This window comes from Sphingobium amiense, assembly GCF_003967075.1.
GTDB classification, from domain to species: Bacteria; Pseudomonadota; Alphaproteobacteria; order Sphingomonadales; family Sphingomonadaceae; genus Sphingobium; species Sphingobium amiense.
Map to the genome: position 1 here is coordinate 2,691,812 of NZ_AP018664.1, position 26,067 is coordinate 2,717,878.

Annotated in this window: 26 protein-coding genes and 2 pseudogenes; 20 read left to right on the forward strand and 8 right to left on the reverse strand. The window is 63.9% G+C overall.

Annotation, left to right across the window (positions count from 1 at the left end; translation table 11 throughout):
- Positions 1–397 precede the first annotated feature (397 nt).
- Positions 398–1,062, reverse strand: a pseudogene (locus SAMIE_RS23790) (IS6 family transposase).
- Positions 1,063–1,418: 356 nt separating this feature from the next.
- Positions 1,419–2,342 (reverse strand): LysR family transcriptional regulator, encoded by a 924-nt coding sequence (locus SAMIE_RS12965; protein ID WP_066703916.1) that lies wholly within the window; start codon positions 2,340–2,342, stop codon positions 1,419–1,421.
- Between the two features lie 145 nt (positions 2,343–2,487).
- Here SAMIE_RS12965 and SAMIE_RS12970 point away from each other — a divergent pair, with 145 nt between their 5' ends.
- The gene (locus SAMIE_RS12970) at positions 2,488–3,411 is read left to right on the forward strand and encodes an alpha/beta fold hydrolase (RefSeq protein ID WP_066703943.1); all 924 of its coding nucleotides are present in this window, start codon (positions 2,488–2,490) and stop codon (positions 3,409–3,411) included.
- A gap of 129 nt (positions 3,412–3,540) precedes the next feature.
- Here the strand turns inward: SAMIE_RS12970 and SAMIE_RS12975 are convergent, their stop codons facing one another.
- On the reverse strand, positions 3,541–3,747 hold the full coding sequence (locus SAMIE_RS12975; protein WP_126516830.1) for a hypothetical protein: 207 nt from the start codon (positions 3,745–3,747) through the stop codon (positions 3,541–3,543).
- A 107-nt stretch (positions 3,748–3,854) separates the two neighbouring features.
- Between SAMIE_RS12975 and SAMIE_RS12980 the strand changes: the two genes are divergently transcribed.
- Positions 3,855–4,636 (forward strand): IS5 family transposase gene (locus SAMIE_RS12980; RefSeq protein WP_197724633.1). Its coding sequence is split into 2 segments (ribosomal slippage): positions 3,855–4,179 and positions 4,179–4,636, totalling 783 coding nucleotides; the frame shifts between segments, so codons are not numbered across the junction.
- 209 nt (positions 4,637–4,845) lie between these two features.
- On the opposite strand, the gene SAMIE_RS12985 is transcribed toward SAMIE_RS12980, so the two are convergent.
- Positions 4,846–5,562: an IS6 family transposase gene (locus tag SAMIE_RS12985; protein ID WP_126516832.1), complete on the reverse strand. Its 717-nt coding sequence runs from the start codon at positions 5,560–5,562 to the stop codon at positions 4,846–4,848.
- Between the two features lie 612 nt (positions 5,563–6,174).
- Complete coding sequence (locus SAMIE_RS12990; RefSeq protein ID WP_066703317.1) at positions 6,175–7,479, reverse strand: radical SAM protein; 1,305 nt, start codon at positions 7,477–7,479, stop codon at positions 6,175–6,177.
- Positions 7,480–7,609: 130 nt separating this feature from the next.
- On the opposite strand from SAMIE_RS12990, the gene SAMIE_RS12995 reads away from it, so the two are divergent.
- A complete protein-coding gene (locus SAMIE_RS12995) occupies positions 7,610–8,272 on the forward strand; it encodes an OmpW/AlkL family protein (protein ID WP_066703315.1) in 663 nt (220 codons plus the stop codon).
- Positions 8,273–8,367: 95 nt separating this feature from the next.
- Positions 8,368–9,375 (forward strand): 2-hydroxyacid dehydrogenase, encoded by a 1,008-nt coding sequence (locus SAMIE_RS13000; RefSeq protein ID WP_066703313.1) that lies wholly within the window; start codon positions 8,368–8,370, stop codon positions 9,373–9,375.
- Between the two features lie 22 nt (positions 9,376–9,397).
- On the opposite strand, the gene SAMIE_RS13005 is transcribed toward SAMIE_RS13000, so the two are convergent.
- A complete protein-coding gene (locus SAMIE_RS13005; RefSeq protein WP_066703310.1) occupies positions 9,398–9,895 on the reverse strand; it encodes a GNAT family N-acetyltransferase in 498 nt (165 codons plus the stop codon).
- A gap of 16 nt (positions 9,896–9,911) precedes the next feature.
- Positions 9,912–10,274, reverse strand: coding sequence for a hypothetical protein (locus SAMIE_RS13010; protein WP_066703307.1), 363 nt, complete (start codon positions 10,272–10,274; stop codon positions 9,912–9,914).
- 119 nt (positions 10,275–10,393) lie between these two features.
- Between SAMIE_RS13010 and SAMIE_RS13015 the strand changes: the two genes are divergently transcribed.
- The 14 genes and pseudogenes from SAMIE_RS13015 to SAMIE_RS13080 all read left to right on the forward strand — a co-directional run bounded on the left by SAMIE_RS13015 (position 10,394) and on the right by SAMIE_RS13080 (position 23,168).
- Entirely contained in the window at positions 10,394–11,209 is an 816-nt protein-coding gene (locus SAMIE_RS13015; RefSeq protein ID WP_066703304.1) for a universal stress protein, read from the forward strand.
- Positions 11,210–11,229: 20 nt separating this feature from the next.
- Complete coding sequence (locus SAMIE_RS13020) at positions 11,230–12,375, forward strand: sensor histidine kinase (RefSeq protein WP_066703301.1); 1,146 nt, start codon at positions 11,230–11,232, stop codon at positions 12,373–12,375.
- Between the two features lie 15 nt (positions 12,376–12,390).
- Complete coding sequence (gene fixJ, locus SAMIE_RS13025; RefSeq protein ID WP_066703299.1) at positions 12,391–12,996, forward strand: response regulator FixJ; 606 nt, start codon at positions 12,391–12,393, stop codon at positions 12,994–12,996.
- 131 nt (positions 12,997–13,127) lie between these two features.
- On the forward strand, positions 13,128–13,871 hold the full coding sequence (locus tag SAMIE_RS13030) for a Crp/Fnr family transcriptional regulator (protein WP_066703297.1): 744 nt from the start codon (positions 13,128–13,130) through the stop codon (positions 13,869–13,871).
- A gap of 146 nt (positions 13,872–14,017) precedes the next feature.
- A pseudogene (gene ccoN, locus SAMIE_RS13035) lies at positions 14,018–15,677 on the forward strand (cytochrome-c oxidase, cbb3-type subunit I).
- 12 nt (positions 15,678–15,689) lie between these two features.
- Positions 15,690–16,424 carry a cytochrome-c oxidase, cbb3-type subunit II gene (gene ccoO, locus SAMIE_RS13040; RefSeq protein ID WP_066703292.1) on the forward strand — a complete coding sequence of 245 codons (735 nt, stop codon included), beginning with the start codon at positions 15,690–15,692 and terminating at the stop codon, positions 16,422–16,424.
- A complete protein-coding gene (locus tag SAMIE_RS13045; protein WP_066703288.1) occupies positions 16,421–16,597 on the forward strand; it encodes a cbb3-type cytochrome c oxidase subunit 3 in 177 nt (58 codons plus the stop codon). The genes ccoO and SAMIE_RS13045 overlap by 4 nt, the downstream gene beginning before the upstream one ends.
- Positions 16,590–17,510, forward strand: a complete 921-nt coding sequence (ccoP, locus tag SAMIE_RS13050) for a cytochrome-c oxidase, cbb3-type subunit III (protein WP_066703286.1) — start codon at positions 16,590–16,592, stop codon at positions 17,508–17,510. The genes SAMIE_RS13045 and ccoP overlap by 8 nt, the downstream gene beginning before the upstream one ends.
- A 21-nt stretch (positions 17,511–17,531) precedes the next feature.
- Positions 17,532–18,968, forward strand: a complete 1,437-nt coding sequence (gene ccoG, locus SAMIE_RS13055; protein ID WP_066703283.1) for a cytochrome c oxidase accessory protein CcoG — start codon at positions 17,532–17,534, stop codon at positions 18,966–18,968.
- Positions 18,968–19,441 (forward strand): FixH family protein, encoded by a 474-nt coding sequence (locus SAMIE_RS13060; RefSeq protein ID WP_066703281.1) that lies wholly within the window; start codon positions 18,968–18,970, stop codon positions 19,439–19,441. Before ccoG ends, SAMIE_RS13060 begins: the two co-directional genes overlap by 1 nt.
- Complete coding sequence (locus SAMIE_RS13065; protein ID WP_066703279.1) at positions 19,441–21,576, forward strand: heavy metal translocating P-type ATPase; 2,136 nt, start codon at positions 19,441–19,443, stop codon at positions 21,574–21,576. Before SAMIE_RS13060 ends, SAMIE_RS13065 begins: the two co-directional genes overlap by 1 nt.
- A complete protein-coding gene (gene ccoS / locus SAMIE_RS13070; protein WP_066703276.1) occupies positions 21,573–21,719 on the forward strand; it encodes a cbb3-type cytochrome oxidase assembly protein CcoS in 147 nt (48 codons plus the stop codon). The genes SAMIE_RS13065 and ccoS overlap by 4 nt, the downstream gene beginning before the upstream one ends.
- 260 nt (positions 21,720–21,979) lie before the next feature.
- Positions 21,980–22,357, forward strand: a complete 378-nt coding sequence (locus SAMIE_RS13075; RefSeq protein WP_232037239.1) for a MarR family winged helix-turn-helix transcriptional regulator — start codon at positions 21,980–21,982, stop codon at positions 22,355–22,357.
- A gap of 187 nt (positions 22,358–22,544) precedes the next feature.
- Positions 22,545–23,168 (forward strand): NAD-dependent epimerase/dehydratase family protein, encoded by a 624-nt coding sequence (locus SAMIE_RS13080; protein WP_232037241.1) that lies wholly within the window; start codon positions 22,545–22,547, stop codon positions 23,166–23,168.
- A gap of 27 nt (positions 23,169–23,195) precedes the next feature.
- Here SAMIE_RS13080 and SAMIE_RS13085 read toward each other — a convergent pair whose 3' ends face one another.
- On the reverse strand, positions 23,196–23,744 hold the full coding sequence (locus SAMIE_RS13085; protein WP_197724635.1) for a TetR/AcrR family transcriptional regulator: 549 nt from the start codon (positions 23,742–23,744) through the stop codon (positions 23,196–23,198).
- 140 nt (positions 23,745–23,884) lie between these two features.
- Between SAMIE_RS13085 and SAMIE_RS13090 the strand changes: the two genes are divergently transcribed.
- Both SAMIE_RS13090 and SAMIE_RS13095 read left to right on the forward strand, forming a co-directional pair.
- Positions 23,885–24,823 carry an SDR family oxidoreductase gene (locus SAMIE_RS13090; RefSeq protein ID WP_066703268.1) on the forward strand — a complete coding sequence of 313 codons (939 nt, stop codon included), beginning with the start codon at positions 23,885–23,887 and terminating at the stop codon, positions 24,821–24,823.
- Positions 24,824–25,070: 247 nt separating this feature from the next.
- Entirely contained in the window at positions 25,071–26,066 is a 996-nt protein-coding gene (locus SAMIE_RS13095) for a LacI family DNA-binding transcriptional regulator (RefSeq protein WP_066703266.1), read from the forward strand.
- Position 26,067 lies beyond the last annotated feature (1 nt).

The window sequence follows — 26,067 nt, forward strand, 5'->3', positions numbered from 1 at the left end:
ATCGTGCACGGAAAAGCGGGTGCTGACGTGATCCCTGGTGGGGTAGCTGATCCACGCAAGCGATAGCGTGAGATTCGTTTTAGCGGAATGCCTCATCAAGCTAGCGCCAGGGAGGGGTTCGATTCCCCTCCGTCACTCCGACAACCATTTAAATGTTCGCGAGTTCGGCCCATATAGCCATCTCAGCCACAAACGTTTGTTTCGTATGGCATCTTGCTGTTCAGCGGCCGCAAGTCACCTCTACACGCTTGACGAAACCCGGTCGCCAGCACGCCGCGCGCAAATTTCTTCTTCTTTCTTGTTCTATATCAATATTTTACATTCGAATAATGCGGCACTGTCAGTCTAATGCGAACTCGTCTCTACCGGATGCATTTCGGGCTTTCGACGCCTGCCCTCAGCCCGCAATGGACCACCACCCTGCCAGGGCGGCAGAGCGTCTCTCCTTGTAGGTCTTTCTGTCGACGAGATGGCGTTCCAGTGAAAAGTGATTGTGGAGATTGGCGTGGACGGAGGCGAACTTCTGTAATGCCTTCATCTGCCTGAAGCGCAGCATCGCACGCTCTCGTCGCCGGAAGGGTAGGTGGCTGTTCTCCACCCTGTTGTTGGCCCAGCGTCCGACCAACTGCCTGTCGCGATTACCAAGTTCATTCAATTGCGGCGCTGTAGGAGCGCAGGCCATCTGTGGTGATCACCTCGGGTGTTGCGTGGCGCTTGAGCGAGCGCCTTCTTCATGAAGGTAAGAGCAGCCCGTTTATCGCGCGTCTTGGTGACGTAGCTCTCGAGGATCTCGCCTTCGTGGTCGACGGCACGCCAGAGATAGACCATCTCTCCATTGATCCTGACGTACATCTCATCAAGGTGCCAGCGCCAGTAGCGGAAGCCTCTCATCCGGCTGATCCGCTGCCGGCGGATGTCTCCTGCGAACAGAGGGCCGAACCTGTTCCACCAGAGCCGTACCGTCTCGTGACAGATGTCGATCCCACGCTCGAACAGCAGATCCTCTACATTCCGCAGCGACAACGGATAGCGGACATACATCAGCGCCACGAGGCGGATCACCTAGGGCGACGAGTTGAAGTAGCGGAATGGATTGGCTGGTTTTCGTGGACGAGACATGGAGCCTCGCCTAACTCCGACATCCTAACGGCTGGTGCATTTGCTTTGACAGTGCCCTCTGGTCGGCTGCGAAGTCGAGCAGGATTTTACGGGACACGGCGCGTGGGCGGACGAACGCGGTTTGGTGGCGATTTGATTGTGTGGGTTCCAATTGCCAAAGCGCCTCCACGATCCGATTGAAAATGCCTCCGGGAAGCCGGAGCGGTTGAGAGTGGCGATCCATCTTGAGCTCAGGACGTGCCTCCAAAGCCCAAATTATATCCGGCAGAGACGAGTTCGCATTAGACTACTACCACCATTCAAACTGTTGCAACCGTGGCGAGAGGCATGCCTTCATCCCAATAGGGCGGATCGCCGATGCTAAGTTTTAAATGATCGATCAGCGCGCGCATCTTCGCGGATGGGCCAAGGCCGTTATGATAGGCGATCGTGATCGGCGTCACATCAGGATCGACGCCGATATCTAATATTTCGAGCGTGCCATCCCTGACCGCCTGATAGCTGTGGAAAGTCGGTAGCCACGCGATGCCGATCCCCGCGATGGCGGCGTCGCGCATGGCATAGCAGGACGTGACCCGGAGCCTCGGCGTCACCCGCGCGACGACGCGCTCGATCTCCGCCTTGAACGTCCAGTCGTCGGGGCCGCGCTCCATATAGTGGATGGCCTTGTGCTGCTCCAGTTGATCGACCGTCTCCGGCCTGCCATGCCGGTCGAGATAGGACGGGGCGGCCACCAGTGTCCGGCGGCTGATTGTGAGGCGCTCGCTCGCCATCTTGGGCAGGTCCGCAGGCGCGATGCGCACCAGCGCGTCGAAGCTGCTGCCCAGATCGCTGATCCGGTCGTCGAAGTCCGCCGTGACGCTGACATCCGGATAGCGATGCATGAAGTCGTAGAGGATCGGCCCCAGATGCAGATCTCCAAAGGCGCGCGGCACGGCGATGCGCAGCGGTCCCGATATTTCACCGCGCCTCCGCGCCAGATCCTCCTTCGCCTCACGCGTTTCTGCGACGATCCGCCGCGCGCGGTCGAGCAGCGCCAGGCCGTCTTCCGTCAGGGCAAGCTGGCGGCTGTTGCGGCTCAGTAGCCGGGCGCCCACAGCATGTTCCAGTTCGGTCAGCCGCTCGCTCACGGCGGATTTCGACAGGCGAAGCTGCCGCGCCGCCTCGTTTATCGATCCGCAGTCCGCGACTGTCACAAAAGCGATGATGCCGTCGAGCTTCATGGTTCGCCTTTTCCGAGATATCGGTTCGCCTTTTCCGACCTACCCTGATCGTTTCGTTCCGAGCATAATGTCAAAGGAGAGCGAATGCCAATCGAGCGATTACAGGCATCTACCGGACTTATCCTGAGATCTGATGGGGGACATCATGAAGCCGTTTGCCTTGTCTTTGATGCTGTTTGGCATGGCGCTGGCGCCCTTGCCGGCCTCGGCCCAGGATTTCGTCTTTCCGCCCGGTTTCCAGATGAAGGAGATTGCGACCGACGGGACGACACTGCATGTGCGGATCGGCGGCAAGGGGCCGGCGGTGCTGATGCTGCACGGCTATGGCGAGACGGGCGACATGTGGGCACCGCTCGCGCGCGACCTCATGCGCGACCATACCGTGATCGTGCCTGACCTGCGGGGCATGGGCCTCTCGGCCAGGCCTGCGTCGGGCTACGACAAGAAAACGCAGGGCGCCGACATGGCGGGTCTGCTCGACGCGCTGAAGATCGGTCAGGTCGATCTCATCACCCATGATATCGGTAATATGGTCGGCTATGCCTTTGCGGCGCAGAACCGCGACCGGGTCAAGCGCTTCGTCCTCATGGATGCGCCGCTGCCCGGCGTCGGGCCGTGGGAGGAGATATTGAAGAATCCGCTGCTCTGGCACTTCCGCTTTGGCGGGCCGGACATAGAGCGACTGGTCGCCGGGCGCGAACGCATCTACCTCGACCGCTTCTGGAACGAGTTCTCGGCCACGCCGGCCCGGTTCAGCGAAGCCTCGCGCGAACATTATGCCAGCCTCTATGCGCAGCCGGGCGCGATGCATGCGGGTTTCTCCCAGTTCGCGGCCTTCGATCAGGATGCGATCGACGACAAAGCCTTCCTCGCCCAGGGCAAGCTGACAATGCCGGTTCTGGCGATCGGCGGGGAGAAGTCCTTTGGCCCGATGATGGCGACCGTCATGCGCTATGCCGCGACCGATGTGACCGAAGGCGTGATACCCGACGCCGGCCACTGGCTGATGGAGGAACAGCCCAAGGCAACCATCGCCATGGTCTCCGCCTTCGTGCGGGGCGGAAAGTGAGCAGCCGGCTGGCGCCCATGCTGGGATTGGCATCGCTGCTCTTCTCCTACGGTGTCGCCTTCGCGCGGGAGACGCAGATCAGGCTCACCCCCGCGGAAATCGACGCTCTAGGGCGCGTGGACAAATTGGCTACTGCGCCAACTTCCAGATCAGGTGGCCTATGATGAAGTAGGTTGCGATGATGCCAATAGCTGCAAGAAAGCCTGTAAAGCCGGAAACGACTGTGCTGCGGAACCATCCACGTCCTGAAGCGAGCAGGCGCCTTTGCACGATTGCGTTTGTCGTGGCTGCCGAGAGCACCGCGACGATCACAACGAGGATTGTCAGCACTTCCATGTAACCATGCTCGCACGGAACCGGGCTTTCGCCAAACGATTGCCGCATGGGTTAGCGATTGACGTGGCACACTTGCCTTGATTCAAGGCTGCTTTTTGGAGGCAGGCTTGAGCCGGGGCGATTTAACCGAAGCAGAGTGGCGCGTTTTAAAGGACTTGCTGCCGATCGAGCCGGAGAACCGTGGCCGAGGCAGGCCACCTGAGCAGAACCGTTCGATCATCAACGGCATTCTCTGGCGGCTCCGGTGTGGCGCTCCGTGGCGAGACGTGCCGCCCAAATATGGTAGCTGGAACACAATCTATCGGCGGTTCCGACGATGGAGCGAGGCTGGCGTCTGGGAAACGGTTGCGGTCACCCTGGCTGAGATCATGGCGGACAGCGGCCACTATAGCATCGACAGCACCACAGTCCGCGCCCACGTCTCGGCAGCGGGCGGAAAAGGGGGACTCATCGACGCGCTCTTGGCCGCTCGCGGGGCGGGTTCACCAGTAAGCTTCACTGCCTGGCTGATGCCCTCGGACGACCGCTCGCCTTCATTCTGACTGGCGGTGAAGCAGCGGACTGCAAGGCGTATGATGCGCTGATCGATTTGCCCGAGCGCGCACCCGATGCCTTCCTTGCAGACAAGGGTTATGACGCCGACGCCATCCGCGCGGACCTCGCCGAAAGGACGATCAAGGCCGTCATTCCGGGCCGATCAAACCGCCGTGTGAAAATCCATTATGATCGGGTGCTCTACCGACAGCGCAATCGCATCGAGCGCATGTTCGGCCATCTCAAGATCAATCGCGCCATTGCCACCCGCTACGACCAACTGGCCAACAGCTTCCTCGGAATGGTCCACCTCGCCACCGCCAGATACTGGCTCAAATTTGTCCACGCCGCCTAGTCAAGGCCGGCCCGGGCGCTGGAACCTCCGGCGTCGCGGGCATTCAAAGCATCATATTGTCGGGCGATCCCACAAAGGAAGGCCCCTACACGATCCAGATCCGCGTTCCGGCACATACCCGGATCGCCGCGCATAGCCACCGGGAGGTGCTGTCAGTCTAATGCGAACTCGTCTCCACCGGATGTATTTCGGACTTGGGATGCCTGCCCTCAGCTCGCGATGGACCACCACTCTGCCAGGGCGGCAGAGCGTCTCTCCCTGTAGGTCTTTCGGTTAACGAGGTGGCGCTCCAGTGAGAAGTGGTTGTGGAGATTGGCGTGGACTGAGGCGAACTTCTGTAACGCCTTCATCTGCCTGAAGCGCAGCATCGCCCGCTCTCGTCGCCGAAAAGGCAGGTGGCTGTTTTCCGTCCTGTTGTTGGCCCAGCGTCCGACTTCCTGCCTGTCGCGATTACCAAGCTCATTCATTGCGGCACCGTAGGAGCGCAGTCCGTCCGTGGTGATCGCCTCGGGTGATCCATGGCGCTTGAGCGCCTTCTTCATGAAGGCAAGAGCTGCCCGTTTATCGCGCGTCCTGGTGACGTAGCTCTCGAGAACCTCGCCTTCGTGATCGACGGCACGCCAGATATAGACCATCTCTCCATTGATCTTCACGTACATCTCATCGAGGTGCCAGCGCCAGTGGCGGAAGCCTCGCATGCGGCTGATCCGCTGCCGGCGGATGTCCCCCGCAAACAGCGGACCGAACCTGTTCCACCAGAGCCGCACCGTCTCATGGCAGATGTCGATCCCACGCTCGAACAGCAGATCCTCCACATTCCGCAGCGACAGCGGATAGCGGACATACATCAGCACCACGAGCCGGATCACCTCGGGCGACGAGTTGAAGTAGCGGAATGGATTGGCTGGTTTGCGGAGGCGGGGCATGAACCAGCGCCTAACTCCGACATCCTAACGGCCGGTGCATTTGCTTTGACAGTGCCCCAACAGGGCTTTGCCCCCAGCCGCCGAACTACCGCTTCCGTTCAGATCTACCACGCAGTCCGCACTACCGATACGGCCGCTTGCCCCACGATGCGGCGTTCCGTTTTCGACCCAAATCGGACGGTCAGCGCGCGATTTTCGACTACCAACAGCGGTCGTTCCTCTAACCGGCAGGTCGCGACCACTTCAAGCCGTTCCGATGCCGCGGACGGAATGTCGACTTACGCCGGAACCGGTCATTCAAGGTTTCATCAGCCGGCAAGCGCATCCGCGTGACTCCACGCAGTTCAGCGACTAATCTTTCATTTTTTTGGAAGCGCTCACCTTCTTAGATCGAGCGGATCGCCGAAACCTCTCCGCCTCTCGCGATCGGCGTTGCACAGCAGAACATGGCAGGCACTGCCCTGCGCGGGTTGTCTTGGCGTATGGCGACGGTCGATCGGAACCCAGCCAGGCGGCGGCGCGCCGCAAAATGGGATGGAGCGCGCAACCGCCGGTGCCGGCAGAGCTCCCGCCGCCAGATTGAGGCAAGCAGCAGCCGTTAGCCATGCCGCGCTAGACCGCATGGCTGAAACGCCTTTCCTCGGCCGCCAGATAGGCGTCGAATCGTGCTGCAATGGCCCGCGCATAGGGACGAGCGGCCGGCGTCAGAAGCATGCGTCCCTCGCTGCGCCGGACCAGCCCCAGCGCCTCTAAATCCGACAGATCGGGCATGGGTGTCTCACCCGGATGGGCCTCGCCCCGGCAGAGCAGTGCCTCTATGATGCGCCCCCGCCGCCGGTCTTCCCCATCGCGGATGAGCCCGCGGGTGGCAGTAAGCCGGCCGGCAGCGATCCGCTCGCGCCAGGCCCCGGCGCGCTTCTCATTCTGGACTAGCAGATCGGGAAAGGCGCTGATCGCGCTCGCGCCCATTCCGATGAGTATGTCGGCGTCATCGTCGGTGAAGCCTTGGAAATTGCGCCGCAGCCTCCCCTCGCGCGTGGCGTGCGCCAGCCCGTCCCCAGGGAGGGCGAAATGGTCGAAACCGACCGCTTCATACCCCGTGTCGATCAGCCGATCGTGCCCCTGCGCCGCCATGGCGAAGCGGGTTGCCAAATCCGGCAGGTCGTTGGCGTCGATCCGCTGCTGGCGCGGCAGCAGGCGTGGCATATGGGCATAGCCAAACAGCGCGATCCGTGCGGGCGCAAGCACGATGCTGGCGTCCAGCGTAGCGATGAGGTCTTCAATTGTCTGTCCCGGCAGGCCGTACATCAGGTCGAAACCGGTCGCCACGCCGGCGCGGGCGAAGCCCTCCACCGCGCGCTTCACCAGGTCGTGCGGCTGAATGCGACCGATCCGCGCCTGCACCGCCGGTGCGAAGGTCTGCACGCCCAGATTGACGCGACTCACCCCCATGGCCGCCATCGTCGTGATCCATTGGTTGTCCAGTCGGCGGGGGTCCAGCTCCACCGAGATCTGCGCATCATGCGCATCGAAACAGCGGCTCAGCTGTTGCGACAACCGGACGAAATCGACCAGCGGCAGGGAATTGGGACTGCCCCCGCCAAAGGCGATGCGCCGCACCCGGCCGCGGCCGGACAAACGCGTGGCAATCATTGCTATTTCGCGCTCCAGCGCCTCGATATAGGCAGTCAGGCGTTGGATGCGATTAGCCGCTCCGGTGTTGCAGCCGCAATACCAGCAGATATCATGACAATAGGGAATATGGACATAGAGGGAGAGCGACGTGTCCGTCTCCAGTGCGTCCAGCCGTGCCATCAATTCAGCCTCTCCCACAGCATCGCTGAACTGGGCTGCGGTGGGATAGCTGGTGTAGCGCGGCACCGGACGCGCGAGCAGATCGTGATAATAGGTCCACATCCACACGTGATCGCACGGGCGCGGTCAGTGCACATTGCGCCATGTCAAATAACGCGTTGCGCCGGATCAATGTCCAATCGGCCGGTGGGGCGCAAAGGGCAGTCACCAACCAGAAGGGAAGGAGACCCCTATGAACAGGACAGTCCTATTGCTGGGTGCCGCAGCCATTGCCGGCGCGCTCGCCACGCCGGCGCAGGCGAAACAGGGCGATGTGCTGATCCGCCTGCGCGGCATCATCGTCGCGCCCAACGAAAAAAGTGGTAGTGTGCTGCCTGGGTTCCCCGGCGAAAAGGTGAGCATCGATAATGCAATCGCGCCGGAGATCGACTTCACCTGGATGGCAGCCGACCATATCGGCTTCGAACTGATCGCAGCGACCACCAAGCATAGCGCCAGTGGTCGTACCGGCACGACGGGCAGCATCGGCAAGCTCGCTTCCACTTGGGTGCTGCCACCGACGCTCACGGCGCAATATCATATCCTGCCCCAGGGCAAGGTACGTCCATATGTAGGTGCCGGCATCAACTACACGCTGTTCTACAATGAGGACGCTTCCACGGCTCTGGAGGGCGCTGTCGGCAAGACCAAGGTGCACATGTCCGACAGCTTCGGCTGGGCGGCGCAGGCCGGCGTGGACATCGACCTGACCGATAAGGTCTTCCTGAACTTCGACATCAAATATATCGACATCGACACCAACGCGCGGCTTAGCACGAGCGCTGCGGGCGTGCAGAAGGTCCATGTGGAGCTAGACCCACTGGTCTTCGGCGTTGGCTTGGGTATGCGCTTCTGACCTCCGAGAGGGGTGCCGCCGCTGAAACGGTGCCCTTCTCTGTTTGCGGGTATCCGAACCATTGACCGCCCAACTGGTCCTGCCACTATGCGGCCATGCGCATCGCGATCTTCGGCACCAAAGACTATGATCGGCAGTTCCTGAGCGGGGCCAATATTGTGCACGGGCATGAGCTCCATTTCCTGGAACCCCGGCTGGATGAGAGCACGGCGCCTCTGGCGCAGGGGTTTCCGGCTGTTTGCATCTTCGTCAACGACCGGGCCGACGCTGCCGTGCTGGAACGGCTGGCGGCGCAAGGCACGCGGCTGGTGGCGTTGCGCTGTGCGGGGTACAACAATACCGACCTCCGGGCTGCGGCGAGGCTGGGTGTCGCTGTCGTACGGGTGCCAGCCTATTCGCCGCATGCCGTCGCCGAGTTCACTATTGCGCTGCTGCTGGCACTCGACCGCAAGGTGCATCGCGCTTGGGCGCGGGTGCGGGAGAATAATTTTTCCTTAGACGGCCTGATTGGCCGCAACCTGCACGGTCGTACCGCAGGTGTCATCGGCACCGGCCGGATCGGCGCGCTGGTGGCGCGCACGCTGCAACTAGGCTTCGGCTGCCAAGTGTTGGCGAGCGACGTCGTCGAGGATCCGGAGCTGGCGGCGATAGGCGTTTCCTATGTGCCGTCCGCCGAGTTGTTGGAGCGGGCCGAGATCGTCTCGCTGCATTGCCCGCTGACACCCAAGACGCGCCATATCATTGACGCCGATGCAATTGCGAAGGCGCGCGAGGGACTGGTAATCGTCAACACGAGCCGTGGTGCGCTCATCGACACGCGGGCGCTGATCGCCGGACTCAAGGCCCGCAGGATCGGCGGCGTCGCGCTCGACGTCTATGAGCAGGAGGCCGATCTCTTCTTCGAGGACCTGTCGAACGAGATCATCGAAGACGACGATTTCCAGCGCCTTCTGACCTTCCCCAACGTCCTCGTCACCGGGCACCAGGCCTTCCTGACGCAGGAGGCGCTGGAGGGCATCGCCGAAACGACGCTGGGGAACATTAGCGATTTCGAGGCGGGACGGCCTCTCGCGAACAGCATCGATCCGGCGCTGGCACGGTAGCGCCTCTCGGTGCCAGCGCTGTTCAGAAACAGCGCTCCAGCATCACTAGGGTAGCATCACCATCCACGGCTCGCGCGGAGAAACCCTTCTCCCGCTCCAGCGAGATCGCGGAGTGATTTTCGCGACTTTCGATCGAACGCAGTCGGCGGATGCCCCATTGCCGGGCCTCGACAGCTGCGTGATCGAGCAGAGTCCAGCCGATGCCGCGTCCCTTATAGTCAGCGTCGATGGAGATCGCGACTTCGGCGCTCTCCCCGGTCCGGTCGGCTGCGAGCGTGGCGGCAGCGATAATCTCGTCCGTGCCGGGCAGGAAGGCGAGGAAGGTCTCGCGCCGGTGATAGTCGAAGTCGATGATGTCCTTTGCTTGCGCCGCCGTCAGGTGGCGGATCGAGGACAGGAAGCGGAACCGGCGATCCTCGTCCGACACCCGGTCGAAGAAGTCGATCACTGCGGCGGCATCGGCGGGCGTGGCAGGGCGGACCGCGAGGCTGAAGCCGGCGCGGGTTTCGAGATGGATCATAGCCATGTCCTTTCGTTCAGGCGGGCGCGAGGCCCTTGACCAGGAAGGGGAGCTGCGCGCCGTCGGGCTCCGTCAGCGTCAGATAGCTGCCCGGTCGGACGCTGTGCGCTTCCAGCCGGAATATCCTTTCGTCATCCTCTTCCCCGCGGGCATAGGACAGCACCCACCCCTCCGGCGTCCGTAGCAGATAGCCGCGCCGATCCGGCTCGTTCGGCCAGAAACGGCGGGCGGTCGCCAGTTCAGGGTGGGTCCGATATTCCTGCTCGTCGATCAGCCCGTCGGATTGCAGCGGCAGGCGCAGCACATAGCTGCGCGCCGCCGAACCATTGGGGAAACCCTCCGTGCGGGCCAGTTCCAGGCGTATCGTCGTCCATGTCATGGCCTCTCTTTCCGGTTTCCGGGCGTCCGAGGAAATAAGGACTATCCCTGATGGTGCGATCTCGGACCTCCGGCCTAGGGAAAGGCGATCGGAAGCATCCGCTCGGAAAGGCCGGGGCCATGAAATCGATATTGCTTCATATCCATGACGATCTGGGTCAGGAAAGCCGACTTCAGGCCGCCTTCGACATCGCGCGGGCGACCAGTGCCCATATTCGTTGCGTGCAGGTGACGATGCTGCCGGATTTGGTGGCGGCCGATCTCTATGGCGGTGCGGGCTTCGCGCCGACGATCATGGCGGAACTGCGGGACATCGACCGCAAAGCGCAGACGGAGGTCGAGGCGCGGCTGGCGCGGGAAGGCGTGCAATGGGACTGGATTCAGTGCGAGGGCGAGGCCGTAAGCGGTATCCTGTCCGCCGCACGCCTGGCCGACCTGGTCGTGGCAACCCTGCCGCGAGGGCCGCGCAGCGGCATGCTCGACCCGCTTTCCATCGTCCCGGACCTGGCGCTGAGCCGCTGCGGACCGGTACTGGGCGTACCGCAGGCGGCGACGCGCTTCGCCGTTGCCGGGCGGGCTCTGGTGGCCTGGGACGGGTCGCAGGAAGCCGGCACTGCGCTCCGCTCCGCCGTTCCGCTCCTCAAACTGGCGGATGCGGTGCTGGTCGTGACGATTGAGGAGGGCGGGAAGCATGTCTTGCCGGCCACCGACGCGCTGGAATATCTGTCCCGCCATCGCATCGAGGCCGAATTGCGTAGCTGGCCGCGGCAGGAGGAAACTGTTGACGAGGCGCTGCTGCGCGTCGTGGGCGACCTAGCGATCGATTGGATCGTCATGGGCGCATACGGCCATAGCCGGTTGCGCGAAACGGTGTTTGGCGGCGTAACCCGCCGCCTGCTGCGCGATGCGCCCGTCCCGCTCTTGCTGGCGCACTGAAAGGGCGGCATGGTCGCGGCATGGCGGTGGCGGATGACGAGACGGACGGGCTGAGCGAGCGCGCGCACAGCCTGGAGCAGGCGTTGCTGGGATCTATCTTGGCGACGGTGCCCGATGCGCTGATCGTCATCGACATGGCGGGGCACATCGTCTCCTTCGGCGCGGCGGCGCAGCGCATGTTCCAATATGCCGAAAGCGATGTGCTGGGCGAGAACATCTCGATCCTTATGCCGTCCCCCGACCGCGAGCGGCATGACGGCTATATCGGCCATTATCTTGCCACGGGCGAAAAGCGGATCATCGGCATTGGGCGGCTCACCAGCGCGCGGCGGCGGGACGGGTCCACTTTCCCCATCGAACTGTCGGTGGGTGAGGTGAACGACGGGACGCGGCGGCTGTTCACCGGCTTCATCCGCGACCTCACGGAACGGCAGCAGGCCGAGCGGCGCGTCGCCGACCTCCAGGCCGAACTGGCCCATGCCAGCCGCGTCACGGCGATGGGCACACTGGCCTCCGCCCTCGCGCACGAGCTGAACCAGCCGCTGACCGCGATCGCCAACTATATGGAGGCAGGGCGCGACCTTCTCGACGTGGACGGCCCGGTTGATCGGGACATGCTGCGCGAGGCGATGGCCGAAAGTGCCAACCAGGCTCTGCGCGCGGGGGAGATCATCCGGTCGCTTCGCGAATTCATCCGTCAGGGCGAAACTCTGCGCCAGCCAGAGCCGCTGCGCGTCGCTCTGGCCGAGGGCGTCGCTCTGGCGTTCATCGGCGTGGACAGCCGCGGGATCGACATGGACATCGCCGTCGACCGACAGGTGGACAAGGTGCTGGTCAACCGGGTCCAACTCCAGCAGGTGATCATCAACCTGGTGAAGAATGCAGTGGAGGCGATGCAGAACCGCCCGGCGCGCATCCTGCGCCTGACCGCCACCCCGGCGGAGGACGGCCGGGTGGAGGTCGTGGTGGCCGACAGCGGGCCGGGACTGGATGTTGAAATGTCGCGCACGCTCTTTACCCCTTTCACAACCACCAAGGCGCACGGGATGGGCCTCGGCCTCTCGATCAGCCAGACCATCCTGGAGGGGCATGGCGGCCGCATCTGGGCCACGCCGTCGCAATGGGGCGGCACCGCCTTCCATTTCACCCTGGACGCCGCGGACTAGCAACGGAAGACCGGCATGAGCGAACCCTACATCATCTATGTCGTGGACGATGACGAGGCGATCCGCCGCTCGCTGTCCTTCATGCTCCGGACCAGCGGCTATGCCGTGCGCCTGTTCGCGGGCGGTCTGGAGTTCCTGAAGGAGGCGGGCGCGCTGCCTCGCGGCTGCGTGCTGCTTGACGTGCGCATGCCCGACATCGACGGGCTGGAGGTACAGCGGGAACTGCGCGCGCGCGGCATCACCCTGCCGGTCGTGATCATGACTGGCCATGGCGATGTTGACATGGCGGTCGCGGCGATGAAGACGGGCGCCAGCGACTTCATCGAAAAGCCCTTTGAGAAGGCAGCCCTGCTTGCCTCTATCGAGGCCGCCAAGGCGCTGTCCCTGGCGGAGCGCGGCGCCATCGCGCGCGCTGAGGAGGCGCGGGCGCGGCTCAACGTGCTGACGGATCGCGAACGCGACGTGCTGCACGGGCTCGTGCAGGGCCTGCCCAATAAGAGCATCGCCTACGATCTGGGGATCAGTCCCAGGACCGTGGAAATCCACCGTGCCAACCTGATGCAGAAGCTAAGGGTGAAGAGTCTGGCGGAGGCGCTGCGTATCGCCTTTCACGCCGGGTAGAGGAGACGAAGAATTCATCAGTATGATGAGTGAAGCCTGACACGCAATTTCCGGCTTCATTCCTTCGACCCCGCGCACCGATAGGGACATTTACGGATAGGTCGCGGCATGCGCTCTCGTCATCCAGCGGCATGGATATGCGATTTGACATGGCGCAAAATGGCGCCTTCCCGATCCCGGCACGATCCTGCGGTAGCCAGTGCTGCAACGCTTGCATCGTGCGCCACCGTGCCATCTGCGCAGACCTCAGCGAAGGCGATCGCCACGCGCTGAGCCGCCTGGGGCGGCGGGTCACATTGCAGGCGGGACAGACGGTGATGTGGGAAGGAGACGATAGCATGGTCGTCGCCAATGTGATCGAGGGCACGCTGAAGCTCGCCACGTCCACAGGCGACGGGCGCGAGCAGATTGTCGGCGTCGTCTATGCCTCCGACTTCATCGGCCGCCCTTTCGGCGCACGAACGCCGCATAGTGTTACGGCGTTGACCGACGCGCGGCTGTGTCTTTTCCCGCGTGGCGGTTTCGATGGTTTCGCCATGCGGCACGGGGAATTGCAGCATCGCTTGTTGCAACGAACGCTGGATGATCTCGACCGCACCCGCGCCTGGATGCTCCTGTTGGGGCGCAAGTCTGCGCGGGAGAAAGTCGCCACTTTCCTCCTCGACATAAGCCGGCGGCTGCACGCGGACAGGGACGGCGTGATCGCGCTCCCGCTGTCGCGGCAGCAGATCGCCGACATTCTGGGCATTACCATTGAAACGGTCTCCCGGCAGATGACCGAGATGAAACGTGACGGCTTCATCGACTTGGTCGGGCGACGCGGCGTGCGGCTGGTGAACATGGCTGCACTGAAGACGCTGTCCGAGGCGGCCTGACGCTTGCCCGTCCGGCTCATTCACCGCGAACCTCACGGCCTACGCATTTTCCCGTAAAGACCCGCCGCATCGCTTTTGACAGAGGTCGGGGCATAGCGGCGGGCACTTTCCAACAGGGCGCCGCAAAGCCTTTGCGGGGTAGATCCATGGACAGACTGGTAATGCGGACGGGCGGCTGGTTCGCGCTGGCGCTGCTCGCCTTCGCGGCGATGCTGGCGGCGCGCGACAGCGGCTTTTCCGTTCATATGGGGATCGTGAGCGCGGTGGCGCTCGGCCTGGCCATCTACGGCATGCGCACCGCCGATTATGCAGCCTTCGCGCGAGGACTGGTCAGGAGGCAGCATGATCGAGGGCGCTATTATGACGATGTGATCCGCTGGGGCGTGATCGCCACCGTCTTCTGGGGCCTCGCGGGGTTCCTGGCGGGCCTCTACATCGCTTTGCAGCTCGCCTTCCCGGCGCTCAACCTGGGCCTTGAATATACCAGCTTCGGGCGGCTGCGGCCGCTGCACACCTCCGCGGTCATCTTCGCCTTCGGCGGCAATGCGCTTATCGCCACCAGCTTCTACGTCGTCCAGCGCACCTGCCGCGCCCGACTCTTCTCGCCCGCGCTCGCGAACTTCGTCTTCTGGGGATACCAGCTTTTCATCGTGCTGGCCGCTACCGGCTACCTGATGGGCGTGACCGAGGGCCGCGAATATGCCGAACCCGAATGGTATGTCGACCTGTGGCTGACCATCGTATGGGTCGCCTATCTCGTGGTCTTCGGCGGCACGATCCTGAAGCGCAGCGAGCCGCACATCTATGTGGCGAACTGGTTCTACCTGTCGTTCATCCTGACGATCGCGATGCTGCACATCGTCAACAACCTGACGGTGCCGGTCAGCTTTCTGGGCTCCAAGAGCTACAGCGCCTTCGCGGGCGTGCAGGATGCGCTGACCCAGTGGTGGTACGGCCATAATGCGGTGGGCTTCTTCCTGACCGCCGGCTTCCTCGCCATGATGTATTATTTCGTGCCGAAGCAGGCGGAACGGCCGGTCTACAGCTACCGCCTGTCGATCATCCACTTCTGGTCGCTGATCTTCCTCTACATCTGGGCGGGGCCGCATCACCTGCACTACACCGCGCTGCCCGACTGGGCGCAGACGCTGGGCATGGTCTTCTCGATCATGCTGTGGATGCCGAGCTGGGGCGGCATGATCAACGGGCTGATGACGCTGAACGGCGCCTGGGACAAGATCCGCACCGATCCGATCATCCGCATGATGGTGATGGCGCTCGCTTTCTACGGCATGTCGACCTTCGAAGGCCCGATGATGTCGGTGAAGGCGGTGAACAGCCTGTCGCACTATACCGACTGGACCATCGGCCACGTCCATTCGGGCGCGCTCGGCTGGAACGGCATGATCACCTTCGCCTCGCTCTACTATCTCGCCCCCCGCCTGTGGAAGCGGACAAGGCTCTATTCGCTGCGTCTCGTCAACTGGCACTTCTGGCTCGCGACGGTGGGGATCGTCCTCTACGCCGCGTCGATGTGGGTCGCGGGCATCATGCAGGGGCTGATGTGGCGCGAATATGGGTCGGACGGCTATCTGGTCTATTCGTTCTCGGAGGTCGTGAGCGCCATGCTGCCCATGTACCTGAGCCGCGCGGCCGGCGGCCTGCTCTACCTTTCCGGCGCGATCATCATGGCCTGGAACATCGGCCGGACCATTGCCGGCAGCCCGCTGCGCGTTGAAAAGCCGATGCACGACGCGGCCTTATGACCCGGCGGCCGACAAGCCGCTGATCGCCCAGCCCGCTTAAGGAGACGCCCTCATGGCATCCCGATTTTTCGACCATGGCAAGCTCGAGCGGAACGTATCGCTGCTGGGCATCGCCGCTCTGATCGTCGTGGCCATCGGCGGCATCGTGGAGATCGCGCCCCTCTTCTGGATCGACAACACGATCGAGAAGGTGGAGGGGGTGCGCCCCTACACGCCGCTGGAGCTGGCGGGGCGCAACATCTACATCCGCGAAGGCTGCTACAACTGCCATAGCCAGATGATCCGCCCCTTCCGGGACGAGACCGAGCGGTACGGCCATTACAGCCTCGCCGCCGAGAGCATGTACGACCACCCGTTCCAATGGGGGTCGAAGCGCACCGGGCCGGACCTTGCCCGCGTGGGCGGTCGCTATTCGGACGAATGGCATGTCCAGCACCTCAAGGACCCGCGCGCGGTGGTGCCGGAATCGATCATGCCGACCTATCCCTTCCTCGCCGAGCGCGACCTGAAGGTGGGCGACATGGCCGCGCATCTGACGGCGCTGTCCGATGTCGGCGTGCCCTATAGCAAGGATGACGTGGCCAAGGCGAATGCCGACCTCGCGGCCCAGGCGGACCCAACCGCCGACACTGTCGACCTGCTGAAGCGCTATCCCAAGGCGCAGGTGCGCGATTTCGACGGCGATCCGAACAGGCTGACGGAGATGGACGCGCTGGTGGCCTATCTCCAGATGCTGGGGACGCTGGTCGACGTGAACGCCGCCGAGCCGCAGGAGGTGGAGCGATGAGCAGCTATGACACGCTGCGGCATTTCGCCGACAGCTGGGGGCTGGTGTTCATGGGGGTAAGCTACCTCGTTCTGGTGGGTTGGCATTTCCTGCCGCGCGGCCGGGCGCACAGCCGCGCCGCATCCACGATGATCTTCAAGGATCGCGAAGATACGGAGGCCGATCATGGCTGACGACAAGCATGTCGACACCGCGACGGGCACGGAGCTCAAGGGCCATGAATGGGATGGCATCCGGGAGCTGGATACGCCGCTGCCGCGCTGGTGGCTGTGGACCTTCTACGCCACCATTCTCTTCGCGGTCGCCTACACCATCGCCTATCCCGCCTGGCCGATGATCCACAGCGCCACGCAGGGCATACTCGGCTGGTCGAGCCGGGGCGCGCTGGACAAGGAGCTGGCTGCGCGGGAGGCGCAGGTCGCGCCGATCCGCAAGGCGATCGCCGAAACGCCGATCGAGGCGCTACCCGGAAAGCCGCAGCTGATGCAGGCGGCGGTCGAGGGCGGGCGGGCCGCGTTCCGCGTGCATTGCGTGCAGTGCCATGGTTCAGGTGCGGCGGGGTCGAAGGGCTATCCCAACCTCAATGACGACGACTGGCTGTGGGGTGGCGACCTGGCGACGATCGAGCAGACGATCTTCGATGGCGTGCGCAATCCCGACCATACGGCTACCCGCATGTCGCAGATGCCCGCCTTCGGCCGCGACCAGCTGCTGACCGCAGCGCAGGTGGATGATGTCGTCGCCTATGTCCGCGCCATCAGCCGGCAGGATCGTCCCGGCGCGACGGCGCAGCGCGGCGCAAGGCTCTTCGCTGACAATTGCGCCGTCTGCCACGGCCCCACTGGGCACGGCAGTCGCGAACTCGGCGCGCCCAACCTCACAGACGGCATCTGGCTCTATGGCGGCGACCCCGACACGATCCGGGAGACCGTGTGGAACAGCCGCCAGGGCGTGATGCCTCGTTGGGGCGATAAGCTCGACAGCGCGACCGTGCGGATGCTCGCCGCCTATGTCCACAGCCTGGGGGGCGGCGAAGCGGCGCCGGTCGTTGCGACTGCCGAAGGGGCGCGCGATGTCGGCAAATAAGCTCGCTCGGGGGCAGGCAGCATGCTGATGCCTGCGGGCTCCTCCGACCTCTACGAAAAGCGCAACGGCGTCTATCCCAAGGCGGTGGACGGCTTCTATCGCCGCCTGAAATGGGCGGTGATGGTGGCGACGCTCGCCATCTACTGGGTGACGCCGTGGCTGCGCTGGGATCGCGGGCCCTATGCGCCCGATCAGGCGGTGCTGATCGACCTCGCCCACCGGCGCTTCTACATGTTCGCGATCGAGATCTGGCCGCATGAATTCTATTATGTCGCCGGCCTGCTGATCATGGCGGGGGTGGGGCTGTTCCTGGTCACCTCGGCAGTCGGGCGGGCCTGGTGCGGCTATGCCTGCCCGCAGACGGTGTGGACCGACCTCTACCAGCATGTCGAACGCTTTATCGACGGCGACCGCAACGCGCAGATCCGGCTGGCGAAGGCGCCCTGGACCCCGGCGAAGCTGGCGAGGCGCCTGCTCAAATGGACCGCATGGCTGGCCATCGCCTTCCTGACGGGCGGCGCCTGGATCTTCTACTTTGCCGACGCGCCGACGCTCCAGCAGCAATTCTGGGACGGCACCGCCGCGCCCGTGGCCTATGCGACGGTCGGCGTGCTGACCGCCACCACCTTCGTCCTGGGCGGTTTCATGCGCGAGCAGGTGTGCATCTACATGTGTCCCTGGCCGCGCATCCAGACCGCGATGCTGGACGAGAAGTCGCTGGTCGTCACCTACAAGGACTGGCGCGGGGAAAAGCGCGGCAGCCTAAAGAAGGCGGAGGCGCATCCGGGCGATTATGGCGACTGCATCGACTGCAACCAGTGCGTTGCGGTGTGCCCGACCGGCATCGACATCCGTGAAGGGCCGCAGATCGGCTGCATCACCTGCGCGCTGTGCATCGACGCCTGCGACAAGGTGATGGCACAGGTCGGCCGCCCGCGCGGCCTGATCGATTATTGCACCGAGGACGATGCGGAAGCGGAGAAGAAGGGCGCAGCGCCCCAACCGGTGTTGAGGACGCTGCTGCGTCCCCGCACCATCGCCTATTTCACGCTGTGGTGCGGGATCGGCCTTGCTATGCTGTTCACGCTCGGCGCGCGCACCCGCATCGACGTCAGCGCGCAGCAGGACCGCAATCCGATCGCCGTGCGCCTGTCCGACGGCATGGTCCGCAACGCCTATACGGTGAAGCTCCGCAACATGGAGGCTCGGCCACGCCCGATCGTGGTGACGGTCGAAGGGCTGCCGGGGGCGCGCCTCTGGACCGACGGCATGACTCGTGACGAGGCCCAAGCCGACGTCGGCACAACCGTGCCCGCCGACAGCGTCGCCAGGCTGCGCCTGTTCGTCGCCCTCCCAGGCGCCGGGCCGCAGCGCCAGGACTTCCGTTTCACCGTTCGCGCTACTGACCGCGAGGGCGGCGGCGACAGCGAGCCCGCCCGTTTCGAAAGGTCCCGATAATGTCCAACAGCCTTCCCGCGCGCCGCTTCACCGGCTGGCACATGACTGCGATCCTGGTCGCCTTCTTCGCGGTGGTGATCGCCGTCAACTTTCTGATGGCGACCGTCGCCGTCCGGTCCTTCGGCGGCACGGTGGTCGAGAACAGCTATGTCGCGAGCCAGCGCTTCAATGGCTGGCTGGCCGCTGCCCGCGCTCAGGATGGGTTGCGCTGGAAGGACGGGGTGGCGACGGATGGTGCGCGCCACGTCGTGCTGACGCTGGGCAGCGGGACCGGCGCGCCGGTCCGGGGCGGGACTGTGAAGGCGCTCGCGCAGCATCCGCTCGGCCGGGCCGCCGATATTCCGCTCGCTTTTCGTGAGGCCGCGCCCGGCCGCTATGTCAGCGAAGCTGCGCTGCCACCCGGTCGCTGGCGCGTTCGCCTCGACGTCTGGCATGGTGGCAGCGAGCAGCATCTGCTGCGGGAGATCGACTGATGGCGACACGGGCGCTCCTCCCTGAACCCGCACCGCTGGCCGAAACACGCGAAAGCCTCCTAGCCGTCCCTGGCATCCACTGCGCGGGCTGCATCTCGAAAATCGAGAACGGCCTGCCGAAGGTGAACGGTATCGAATCGGCCCGCGTCAACATGGGGGCCAGGCGCGTCGCAATCCGGCATGATCCGGCTTTGAGCCCGCCAGACCTGAAGGCGGCGCTCGCCCGGCTCGGTTTCGAGGCCGAGGCGCTGGCCGACCCTAGCCTTGACGTTGCGGCGGCGGAGAACCGGGCCATGCTCCGAGCCCTCGCCGTTGCCGGCTTCGCCGCGATGAACATCATGCTGCTGTCGGTATCCATCTGGTCCGGTGCGGAAGGCGCCACTCGGCAGATGTTCCACTGGCTCTCCGCCCTGATCGCGCTGCCGACCGTCGCCTACGCCGGCCAACCCTTCTTCCGTTCCGCCTGGGCGGCGCTGCGGCAAGGACGCACCAACATGGACGTTCCGATCAGCATTGGCGTGCTGCTGACCACGAGTATGAGCCTGTTCGAGACCATAAGCGGCGGCGCGCATGCCTGGTTCGACGGGGCGGTAATGCTGCTCTTCTTCCTGCTCGCGGGACGCTGCCTCGATGGCATGATGCGCGGTCGGGCGCGGGCCGGGGTCGCGGCGCTGCTGAAGCAGACAGCGCCTGGCGCGCTGGTGCTGGACGAGGCGGGACAAAGCCGCTGGACGAAGGGCGACGCGCTTCGTCCCGGCATGCGTATGCTGGTCGCGGCGGGAGAACGGCTGGCGGCGGACGGGCGCGTTCTGGCGGGAGACAGCAGCCTCGACATTTCGTTCCTTACTGGAGAAAGCACGCCCGTTCGCGTCCATGCGGGCGATGTCGTGCGGGCCGGGGCGCTTAACGTCGCCGGCCCGTTGACGGTCGAGGTGACGGCGGCGGGCGCCGACACGGTGATCGCAGACATCGCAAGGCTGATGGAGGAGGCGGGGCAAAGCAAATCGCGTCATGTCCGCCTCGCCGATCGGGCGGCGCGCTGGTACGCGCCCTGCGTCCATCTGCTCGCCGCCCTGTCTTTCATCGGCTGGATGGTCGGTGGTGCGGGCGTGCACCAGTCGCTGCTGATCGCGGTCGCGGTGCTGCTCATCACTTGTCCCTGTGCGCTCGGCCTCGCTGTCCCTGCCGCGCAAATCGTGGCTTGCAGCGCGCTGATGCGGCAGGGCGTGTTGGTCAAAGAGGGTTCGGCGCTGGAACGTCTGGCCGAAATCACTGAGGCCGTGTTCGACAAGACCGGCACGCTGACCTTGGGCCGTCCAGTGCCGCGCGCCCTTGACTGTCTGAATGGGGAAGACCGCTCCATCCTGCTCGCGTTGGCGCAGGCGAGCCGCCACCCTCTGAGCATCGCGCTGCGACAGGCGCTGGAGGCTGAGGGCGTCCGACCCGCCACGCTGGACTCCATCCGTGAGGTGCCAGGCGAGGGGTTGTTCGCCGACCATCGCGGCGTGCCGGTATCGCTCGCCCGGCCGCACAGCCTGATCACCCTGTTTGAGTTGGCGAGCGAATATCGCCACGGCGCGGATGTTCACCTGCTCCCGTTCAACGATGTTCTGCGGCCCGATGCGGCCGAGACGCTGGCCGCGTTGCGCGCTGCAGGTCTTGGGACACTCATCGCCAGTGGGGACCGGCCCGAGGCGCTGGAGGAAATCGCGCGCTCGACTGGCACGACCGCTATCGGCCGACTTCGACCTGCGGACAAGTTGGCGCTGCTCGACCGTCTCAAGGCGCAGGGGCAGAAGGTGCTGATGGTCGGTGACGGGCTAAATGACGGCCCTGCGCTTGCCGCAGGGCACGCCAGCATGGCGCCGGCGTCGGCTAGCGATGCCAGCCAGCTTACAGCCGATATCGTCTTCTTGGGCGACAGGCTGGCGCCAGTCGCGATTGCGCTGCGCGCCGCACGGCGCACAGTGCGGGTGGTAAAGCAGAATTTTGCGCTCGCCATTGGCTATAATGTGCTGGCGGTGCCGCTCGCCATCGCGGGCAAGGTGACCCCGCTGGTGGCCGCTATCGCCATGTCGCTGTCCTCGCTGGTGGTGATCGCCAATGCTCTGCGGCTGAAGGGGGCGGCGCGATGACTGGCCTCGCCTTGCTCATCCCGCTGGCACTGGGCTGCGGCATGATGGGCCTTGCGGCCTTTTTCTGGGCGATGCGCAGCGGCCAGTATGACGATCTGGACGGTGCGGCGATGCGGTTGCTGGCGGACGGCGAGGAGGACTGAATCCGACCAACTCAAGCCCTTCACGGACCAGCCCCCGAACGGCTGCATCTGCCAAGACGCGCCATTCCCGCCTCATTTTGATGGGCAGCAGTGCACGGCCATTACCGCCGTTCCCGGGCTCATAGCCGCTTCCCCTCTTAACGAGAGGTCGACATGAGAGGTGCTTGACACGTTGTTAGTCTCCTGACAATAATTCCAAACAAGGTCTCCCGTCGATCGCCATGTGGGCGAAGCGATGCTATTTCGCGGGAAGAGCGGTGATGGAGGACACGCTTCGTGTCCATGGGCTGGGTGCCACGCAATGGTACGTCCTGCATGAACTCGCCACAGTCGGCCCCTCGAAGCAGCGCGACCTTGTAACGAAGCTCCAGGTCGAACGGGCGACCCTGAGCGCCGTGGTCGGGACGCTCGTGGCCAAAAATTTGGTCGAGCAGGTGCAGGATAGCGTCGATCTGCGGCAGAAATCGCTTCGCCTCACGCCCGCCGGCGAGCAGCTCTGGGCAGAACTGCCTGACCTCAGTTTCATTCACGAAGCGGCGTTCGGCGGCGTCAGCGAGGCCGATGCTGAGATCGTGGCGCGGGTTCTTCGGACTGCCACCGAGCGCCTCGTTCAAAGATCCGAAGGAGGAATGGGATGACAATCCTTTTGACCGGCGCAACCGGGCTCGTCGGAGAACGCCTGCTGACCCGACTCGTCCAAGCCGGCGTCAGCTGCCGCGCCCTGGTCCGGGCGGGCAAGACCGTTAGTGTCGGTGCCAACGTCTGTGAGGCGACCTTTTCGACCGCGACGCGCTTGAAAGGGCGGTCGATGGCATCTCGGCAATCGTGCATCTTGCCGCCGTGTTTCGCACCGCCGATACGGATCTGATCTGGAAGAGCAATCTTGAGGGGACGCAAAACCTGATCGCCGCAGCAAAGGCGCGCGCTCCCGACGCACGCTTCGTCATGGCCAGCACCGCCCATGTTTCCGGTCGGAGCGGCCCCCATCCAGGTCGGGAAAGCGATATCGTCGATCCGCAGCAGGCCTATCCCGCGAGCAAAGTGGCTGCCGAGCGGGTACTCCGGGGAAGCGGCCTCACCTGGTCCGTCCTGCGCTTCCCATTTGTGTATGGCGACGGTGACGGTCATCTTGAGGCGCTGCCGTCCCACCTGCGTGCGTTCGCCTTCCACCCGGCGCAGCGGATGAGCACCGTCCACCACATCGATATTGCAGCGGCCATCCGACTGGCGTTGACTGGTACGTTCGACGGGCAGATCGTCAATATCGCGGACGACGCGGCGACGACACTCTACGAACTGGTGCGCTTCGTCGGCAAGGATATGGACGCATCGTCAGAACCGATGCCGGACCCATGGTATCTGCATGTGGATGGATCCCTAGCCCGCAGGCTCGGTTTTCGGCCCAGCGTGCGCACAGTCCGCGAAGCGGTCGAAGGCGGCCTGATGTAGACGACGTCGCCTGCAGCGCTCCCGAGCTCACCGGCGCGTGAGCAACTCTGTCTCCAGAGCGCCGAAGGTTTCTCGCAACAGGGTGGGCATCGTGCGCGCGCCGTCTTCCTGATTGAACGCTTCGGTGGACAGGCGAATGGCGCCCATCGCGATCATCGCGACGAGCTTGAGCGCGGATTCCCGTTCCGGTTCGGGCCAGCGCTCGCGCAAGGCCGCGAGCAAGGTTCGTTCCTGGTCGACATAGCTGGCCTGCTTGCGGGCCTGCACGGTGTTGCTCGATCGCATTAATCGGTCGATCGCGAGCATGTCGTCGGGGGGGACCGCGGCGCATACATCGAGGACGGCATCACGCACGGCCTCGATCGGGCGCTTGTCCGGGGGCGCATTGCGGATCGCCTCGGCGATCGTGGTCCCCATCCCGCTCTGCAGGGAGATGAGGATGTCGTCTTTGGACTTGAAGTAATGGAAGAAGCTTCGCCGCGAGATCGCGGCCGCGGCGGCAATATCGTCCAGCGTGGTCGCTTCGTAACCGCGATCGAGAAAGAGGCGTATCCCGGCCTCGGTGATGCGCTCCATGGTCTCGCGGTGTTTGCGAGCCCTGGCACCTTCCTCTGATTTCCCCCCGTGGGACCCCGCCGGCATGCTGACCTTCTTGAAATATGCACTGAGTGCAAATATTATCCTGCACTCGGTGCATATATATGAACGGATGAAACATGCGTAAATGGACGGTGGCAGATATTCCCTCTCAGGAAGGCCGCGTCGCGGTGGTCACCGGGACGGGAGGCCTCGGGTACGAGACCGCACTCGCCTTGGCGCGCGCGGGCGCGAACACGATCATCGCTGGCCGGAGTTCGCAGAAGGGGGCGGCCGCGTTGGCCCGGATCTTCGCCGAGCTTCCATCCGCGCGCGTGCGGTTCGAGTTGCTCGACCTCGCATGCCTGGCTTCCGTCGCGACGTTCGCGGCCCGACTGGCAGGCCAGGAGGAGAAGCTCGACCTACTGATAAACAATGCCGGCGTGATGGTTCCTCCCAGGCGCGAGGAGACGAGGGACGGTTTCGAGCTTCAGTTCGGAACCAATTACCTCGGGCACTTCGCGCTTACGAACTATCTGCTCCCGCTGCTTCGCAAGGCAGGCAACGCAAGGGTCGTCTCTCTTTCGAGCGTCGCCGCGCGCAGCGGCGCGATCAACCTTGACAATCTCAACAGCGAGAAGGGCTACAAGCCAATGCCGGCGTACAGCCAATCCAAGCTCGCCTGCCTGATGTTCGGCTTCGAGTTGCAGCGCCGCAGCATTACCGGCGGTTGGGGCGTGACAAGCATCATCGCGCATCCCGGCGTCGCGCGTACCGACCTCTTGCACAATGCTCCGGGTCGCTGGAGCGGAATGGGCCTGGCACGGACACTGTTATGGTTTCTTTTCCAGCCGGCCCCGCAAGGCGCTCTCCCGACGCTGTTCGCCGCAACATCTGCCGACGTCAAGCCGGGCGGCTATTACGGCCCGGACGCGCTCGGCGAAACGCGCGGATATCCCTCACCGGCGCGGATTCCGTTGGCTGCACTGGACGAGATTATCGCAAGGCGTCTTTGGGAAGCCTCCGAGGAACTTATCCAGAGCTTCTGCGACCGCGGCTCAGCGACCGACCGACCTTAAAAATTCGACCGCGGAGTTAGGTTCAGGCCCATTGATGTGATGGTCTCGATGTGATTCAGGCTCCGGTTTTGATTGAATCATTCAGGAACCGGACAATCGGCAGCGTCATTGCAATGAGCGCATTTGTCGACAATACCGCGCCTTCCCTTTGGAAACGATGGAAGCTGCGACATTAGAGTCGAGCATCGAAACATGATAAAGACTTCTTATAAGGGAGCCATCAATTGCTGGAGGATTTTCTATTCCGATGAAGACCATAGGCTTGGTGGAACTGGCGAAGATAGCTGGCGTCCATGTGTCGACGGTCTCGCGCGCGCTTGATGACAATCCACGGGTTTCGGCAAAGACTAAGGCACGCATCAGGGCCCTTGCGGAAGAACATGGTTTCAGGCTGAACCAGACCGCGAGCTTCTTCCGCAAGCGCCGCACCGGCGCGGTGGGCGTGGTTTTCCCCTTGGGTCATGAGGTACAGCAAAGCCTGTCCGACCCGTTCTTCATGGGTCTGCTCGGCCCTCTTGCCGATGCCCTGGCGGAACAAGGCTACGACCTGCTGCTGTCCAGGGTCGTCCCGGGCGACGCAAGCTGGCTGGAGAATATGGTCCTGTCCGGGCGGGTCGATGGCATCATCCTGATCGGACAATCGGACCAGACCGATGTCATAGAAGGCGTGGCGAAGCAGTTTGCGCCGCTGGTCGTGTGGGGCGCAAATCGCCCGGACCTGGTTCAGATCACCGTCGGCACCGACAATCTGACGGGAGGCGAAATCGCAGCGAGGCACCTTATCACCATTGGCCGCCGCAGGCTGGCGTTTCTGGGTGACCCGGCCGTTCCCGAATTCGCCGATCGCTATGCGGGCTTCCATCGCGCCATTGACCAAGCCGCGGAGGTCGAGGAAATCCTGTTGCCGCTGCACCTGACGGACCAGGACGCCTATGAAGACATGGCGCGTTACCTTGAAAGTCATCCGTCGCCCGACGGTATCTTCGCCGCGTCCGACGTGATCGCCATGAGCGCCATGCGGGCGGTTGCCGACCAAGGGCTGCGGGTGCCGCAGGATGTGTCGATCGTGGGCTATGACGACATCAGCATTTCGGCGCATACGGTCCCGCCCCTCACCACCGTTCGGCAGGATATGCGCAATGGCGCGAGACTGCTGGTCGACCTGCTCATGCGGCGCATGGCGGGAGAGACGGTCACGTCCGTCGCGATGAAGCCGGAACTGATCCTGCGCGGGTCGGCATAGG

Bases quoted from the DNA above. Each gene is read 5' to 3' on its own strand.
- SAMIE_RS12965 (WP_066703916.1), bottom strand. From the start codon at position 2,342: ATGAAGCTCGACGGCATCATCGCTTTTGTGACAGTCGCGGACTGCGGA.
- SAMIE_RS12970 (WP_066703943.1), top strand. From the start codon at position 2,488: ATGAAGCCGTTTGCCTTGTCTTTGATGCTGTTTGGCATGGCGCTGGCG.
- SAMIE_RS12975 (WP_126516830.1), bottom strand. From the start codon at position 3,747: ATGGAAGTGCTGACAATCCTCGTTGTGATCGTCGCGGTGCTCTCGGCA.
- SAMIE_RS12985 (WP_126516832.1), bottom strand. From the start codon at position 5,562: ATGCCCCGCCTCCGCAAACCAGCCAATCCATTCCGCTACTTCAACTCG.
- SAMIE_RS12990 (WP_066703317.1), bottom strand. From the start codon at position 7,479: ATGTGGACCTATTATCACGATCTGCTCGCGCGTCCGGTGCCGCGCTAC.
- SAMIE_RS12995 (WP_066703315.1), top strand. From the start codon at position 7,610: ATGAACAGGACAGTCCTATTGCTGGGTGCCGCAGCCATTGCCGGCGCG.
- SAMIE_RS13000 (WP_066703313.1), top strand. From the start codon at position 8,368: ATGCGCATCGCGATCTTCGGCACCAAAGACTATGATCGGCAGTTCCTG.
- SAMIE_RS13005 (WP_066703310.1), bottom strand. From the start codon at position 9,895: ATGATCCATCTCGAAACCCGCGCCGGCTTCAGCCTCGCGGTCCGCCCT.
- SAMIE_RS13010 (WP_066703307.1), bottom strand. From the start codon at position 10,274: ATGACATGGACGACGATACGCCTGGAACTGGCCCGCACGGAGGGTTTC.
- SAMIE_RS13015 (WP_066703304.1), top strand. From the start codon at position 10,394: ATGAAATCGATATTGCTTCATATCCATGACGATCTGGGTCAGGAAAGC.
- SAMIE_RS13020 (WP_066703301.1), top strand. From the start codon at position 11,230: ATGGCGGTGGCGGATGACGAGACGGACGGGCTGAGCGAGCGCGCGCAC.
- fixJ (WP_066703299.1), top strand. From the start codon at position 12,391: ATGAGCGAACCCTACATCATCTATGTCGTGGACGATGACGAGGCGATC.
- SAMIE_RS13030 (WP_066703297.1), top strand. From the start codon at position 13,128: ATGGATATGCGATTTGACATGGCGCAAAATGGCGCCTTCCCGATCCCG.
- ccoO (WP_066703292.1), top strand. From the start codon at position 15,690: ATGGCATCCCGATTTTTCGACCATGGCAAGCTCGAGCGGAACGTATCG.
- SAMIE_RS13045 (WP_066703288.1), top strand. From the start codon at position 16,421: ATGAGCAGCTATGACACGCTGCGGCATTTCGCCGACAGCTGGGGGCTG.
- ccoP (WP_066703286.1), top strand. From the start codon at position 16,590: ATGGCTGACGACAAGCATGTCGACACCGCGACGGGCACGGAGCTCAAG.
- ccoG (WP_066703283.1), top strand. From the start codon at position 17,532: ATGCTGATGCCTGCGGGCTCCTCCGACCTCTACGAAAAGCGCAACGGC.
- SAMIE_RS13060 (WP_066703281.1), top strand. From the start codon at position 18,968: ATGTCCAACAGCCTTCCCGCGCGCCGCTTCACCGGCTGGCACATGACT.
- SAMIE_RS13065 (WP_066703279.1), top strand. From the start codon at position 19,441: ATGGCGACACGGGCGCTCCTCCCTGAACCCGCACCGCTGGCCGAAACA.
- ccoS (WP_066703276.1), top strand. From the start codon at position 21,573: ATGACTGGCCTCGCCTTGCTCATCCCGCTGGCACTGGGCTGCGGCATG.
- SAMIE_RS13075 (WP_232037239.1), top strand. From the start codon at position 21,980: ATGGAGGACACGCTTCGTGTCCATGGGCTGGGTGCCACGCAATGGTAC.
- SAMIE_RS13085 (WP_197724635.1), bottom strand. From the start codon at position 23,744: ATGGAGCGCATCACCGAGGCCGGGATACGCCTCTTTCTCGATCGCGGT.
- SAMIE_RS13090 (WP_066703268.1), top strand. From the start codon at position 23,885: ATGCGTAAATGGACGGTGGCAGATATTCCCTCTCAGGAAGGCCGCGTC.
- SAMIE_RS13095 (WP_066703266.1), top strand. From the start codon at position 25,071: ATGAAGACCATAGGCTTGGTGGAACTGGCGAAGATAGCTGGCGTCCAT.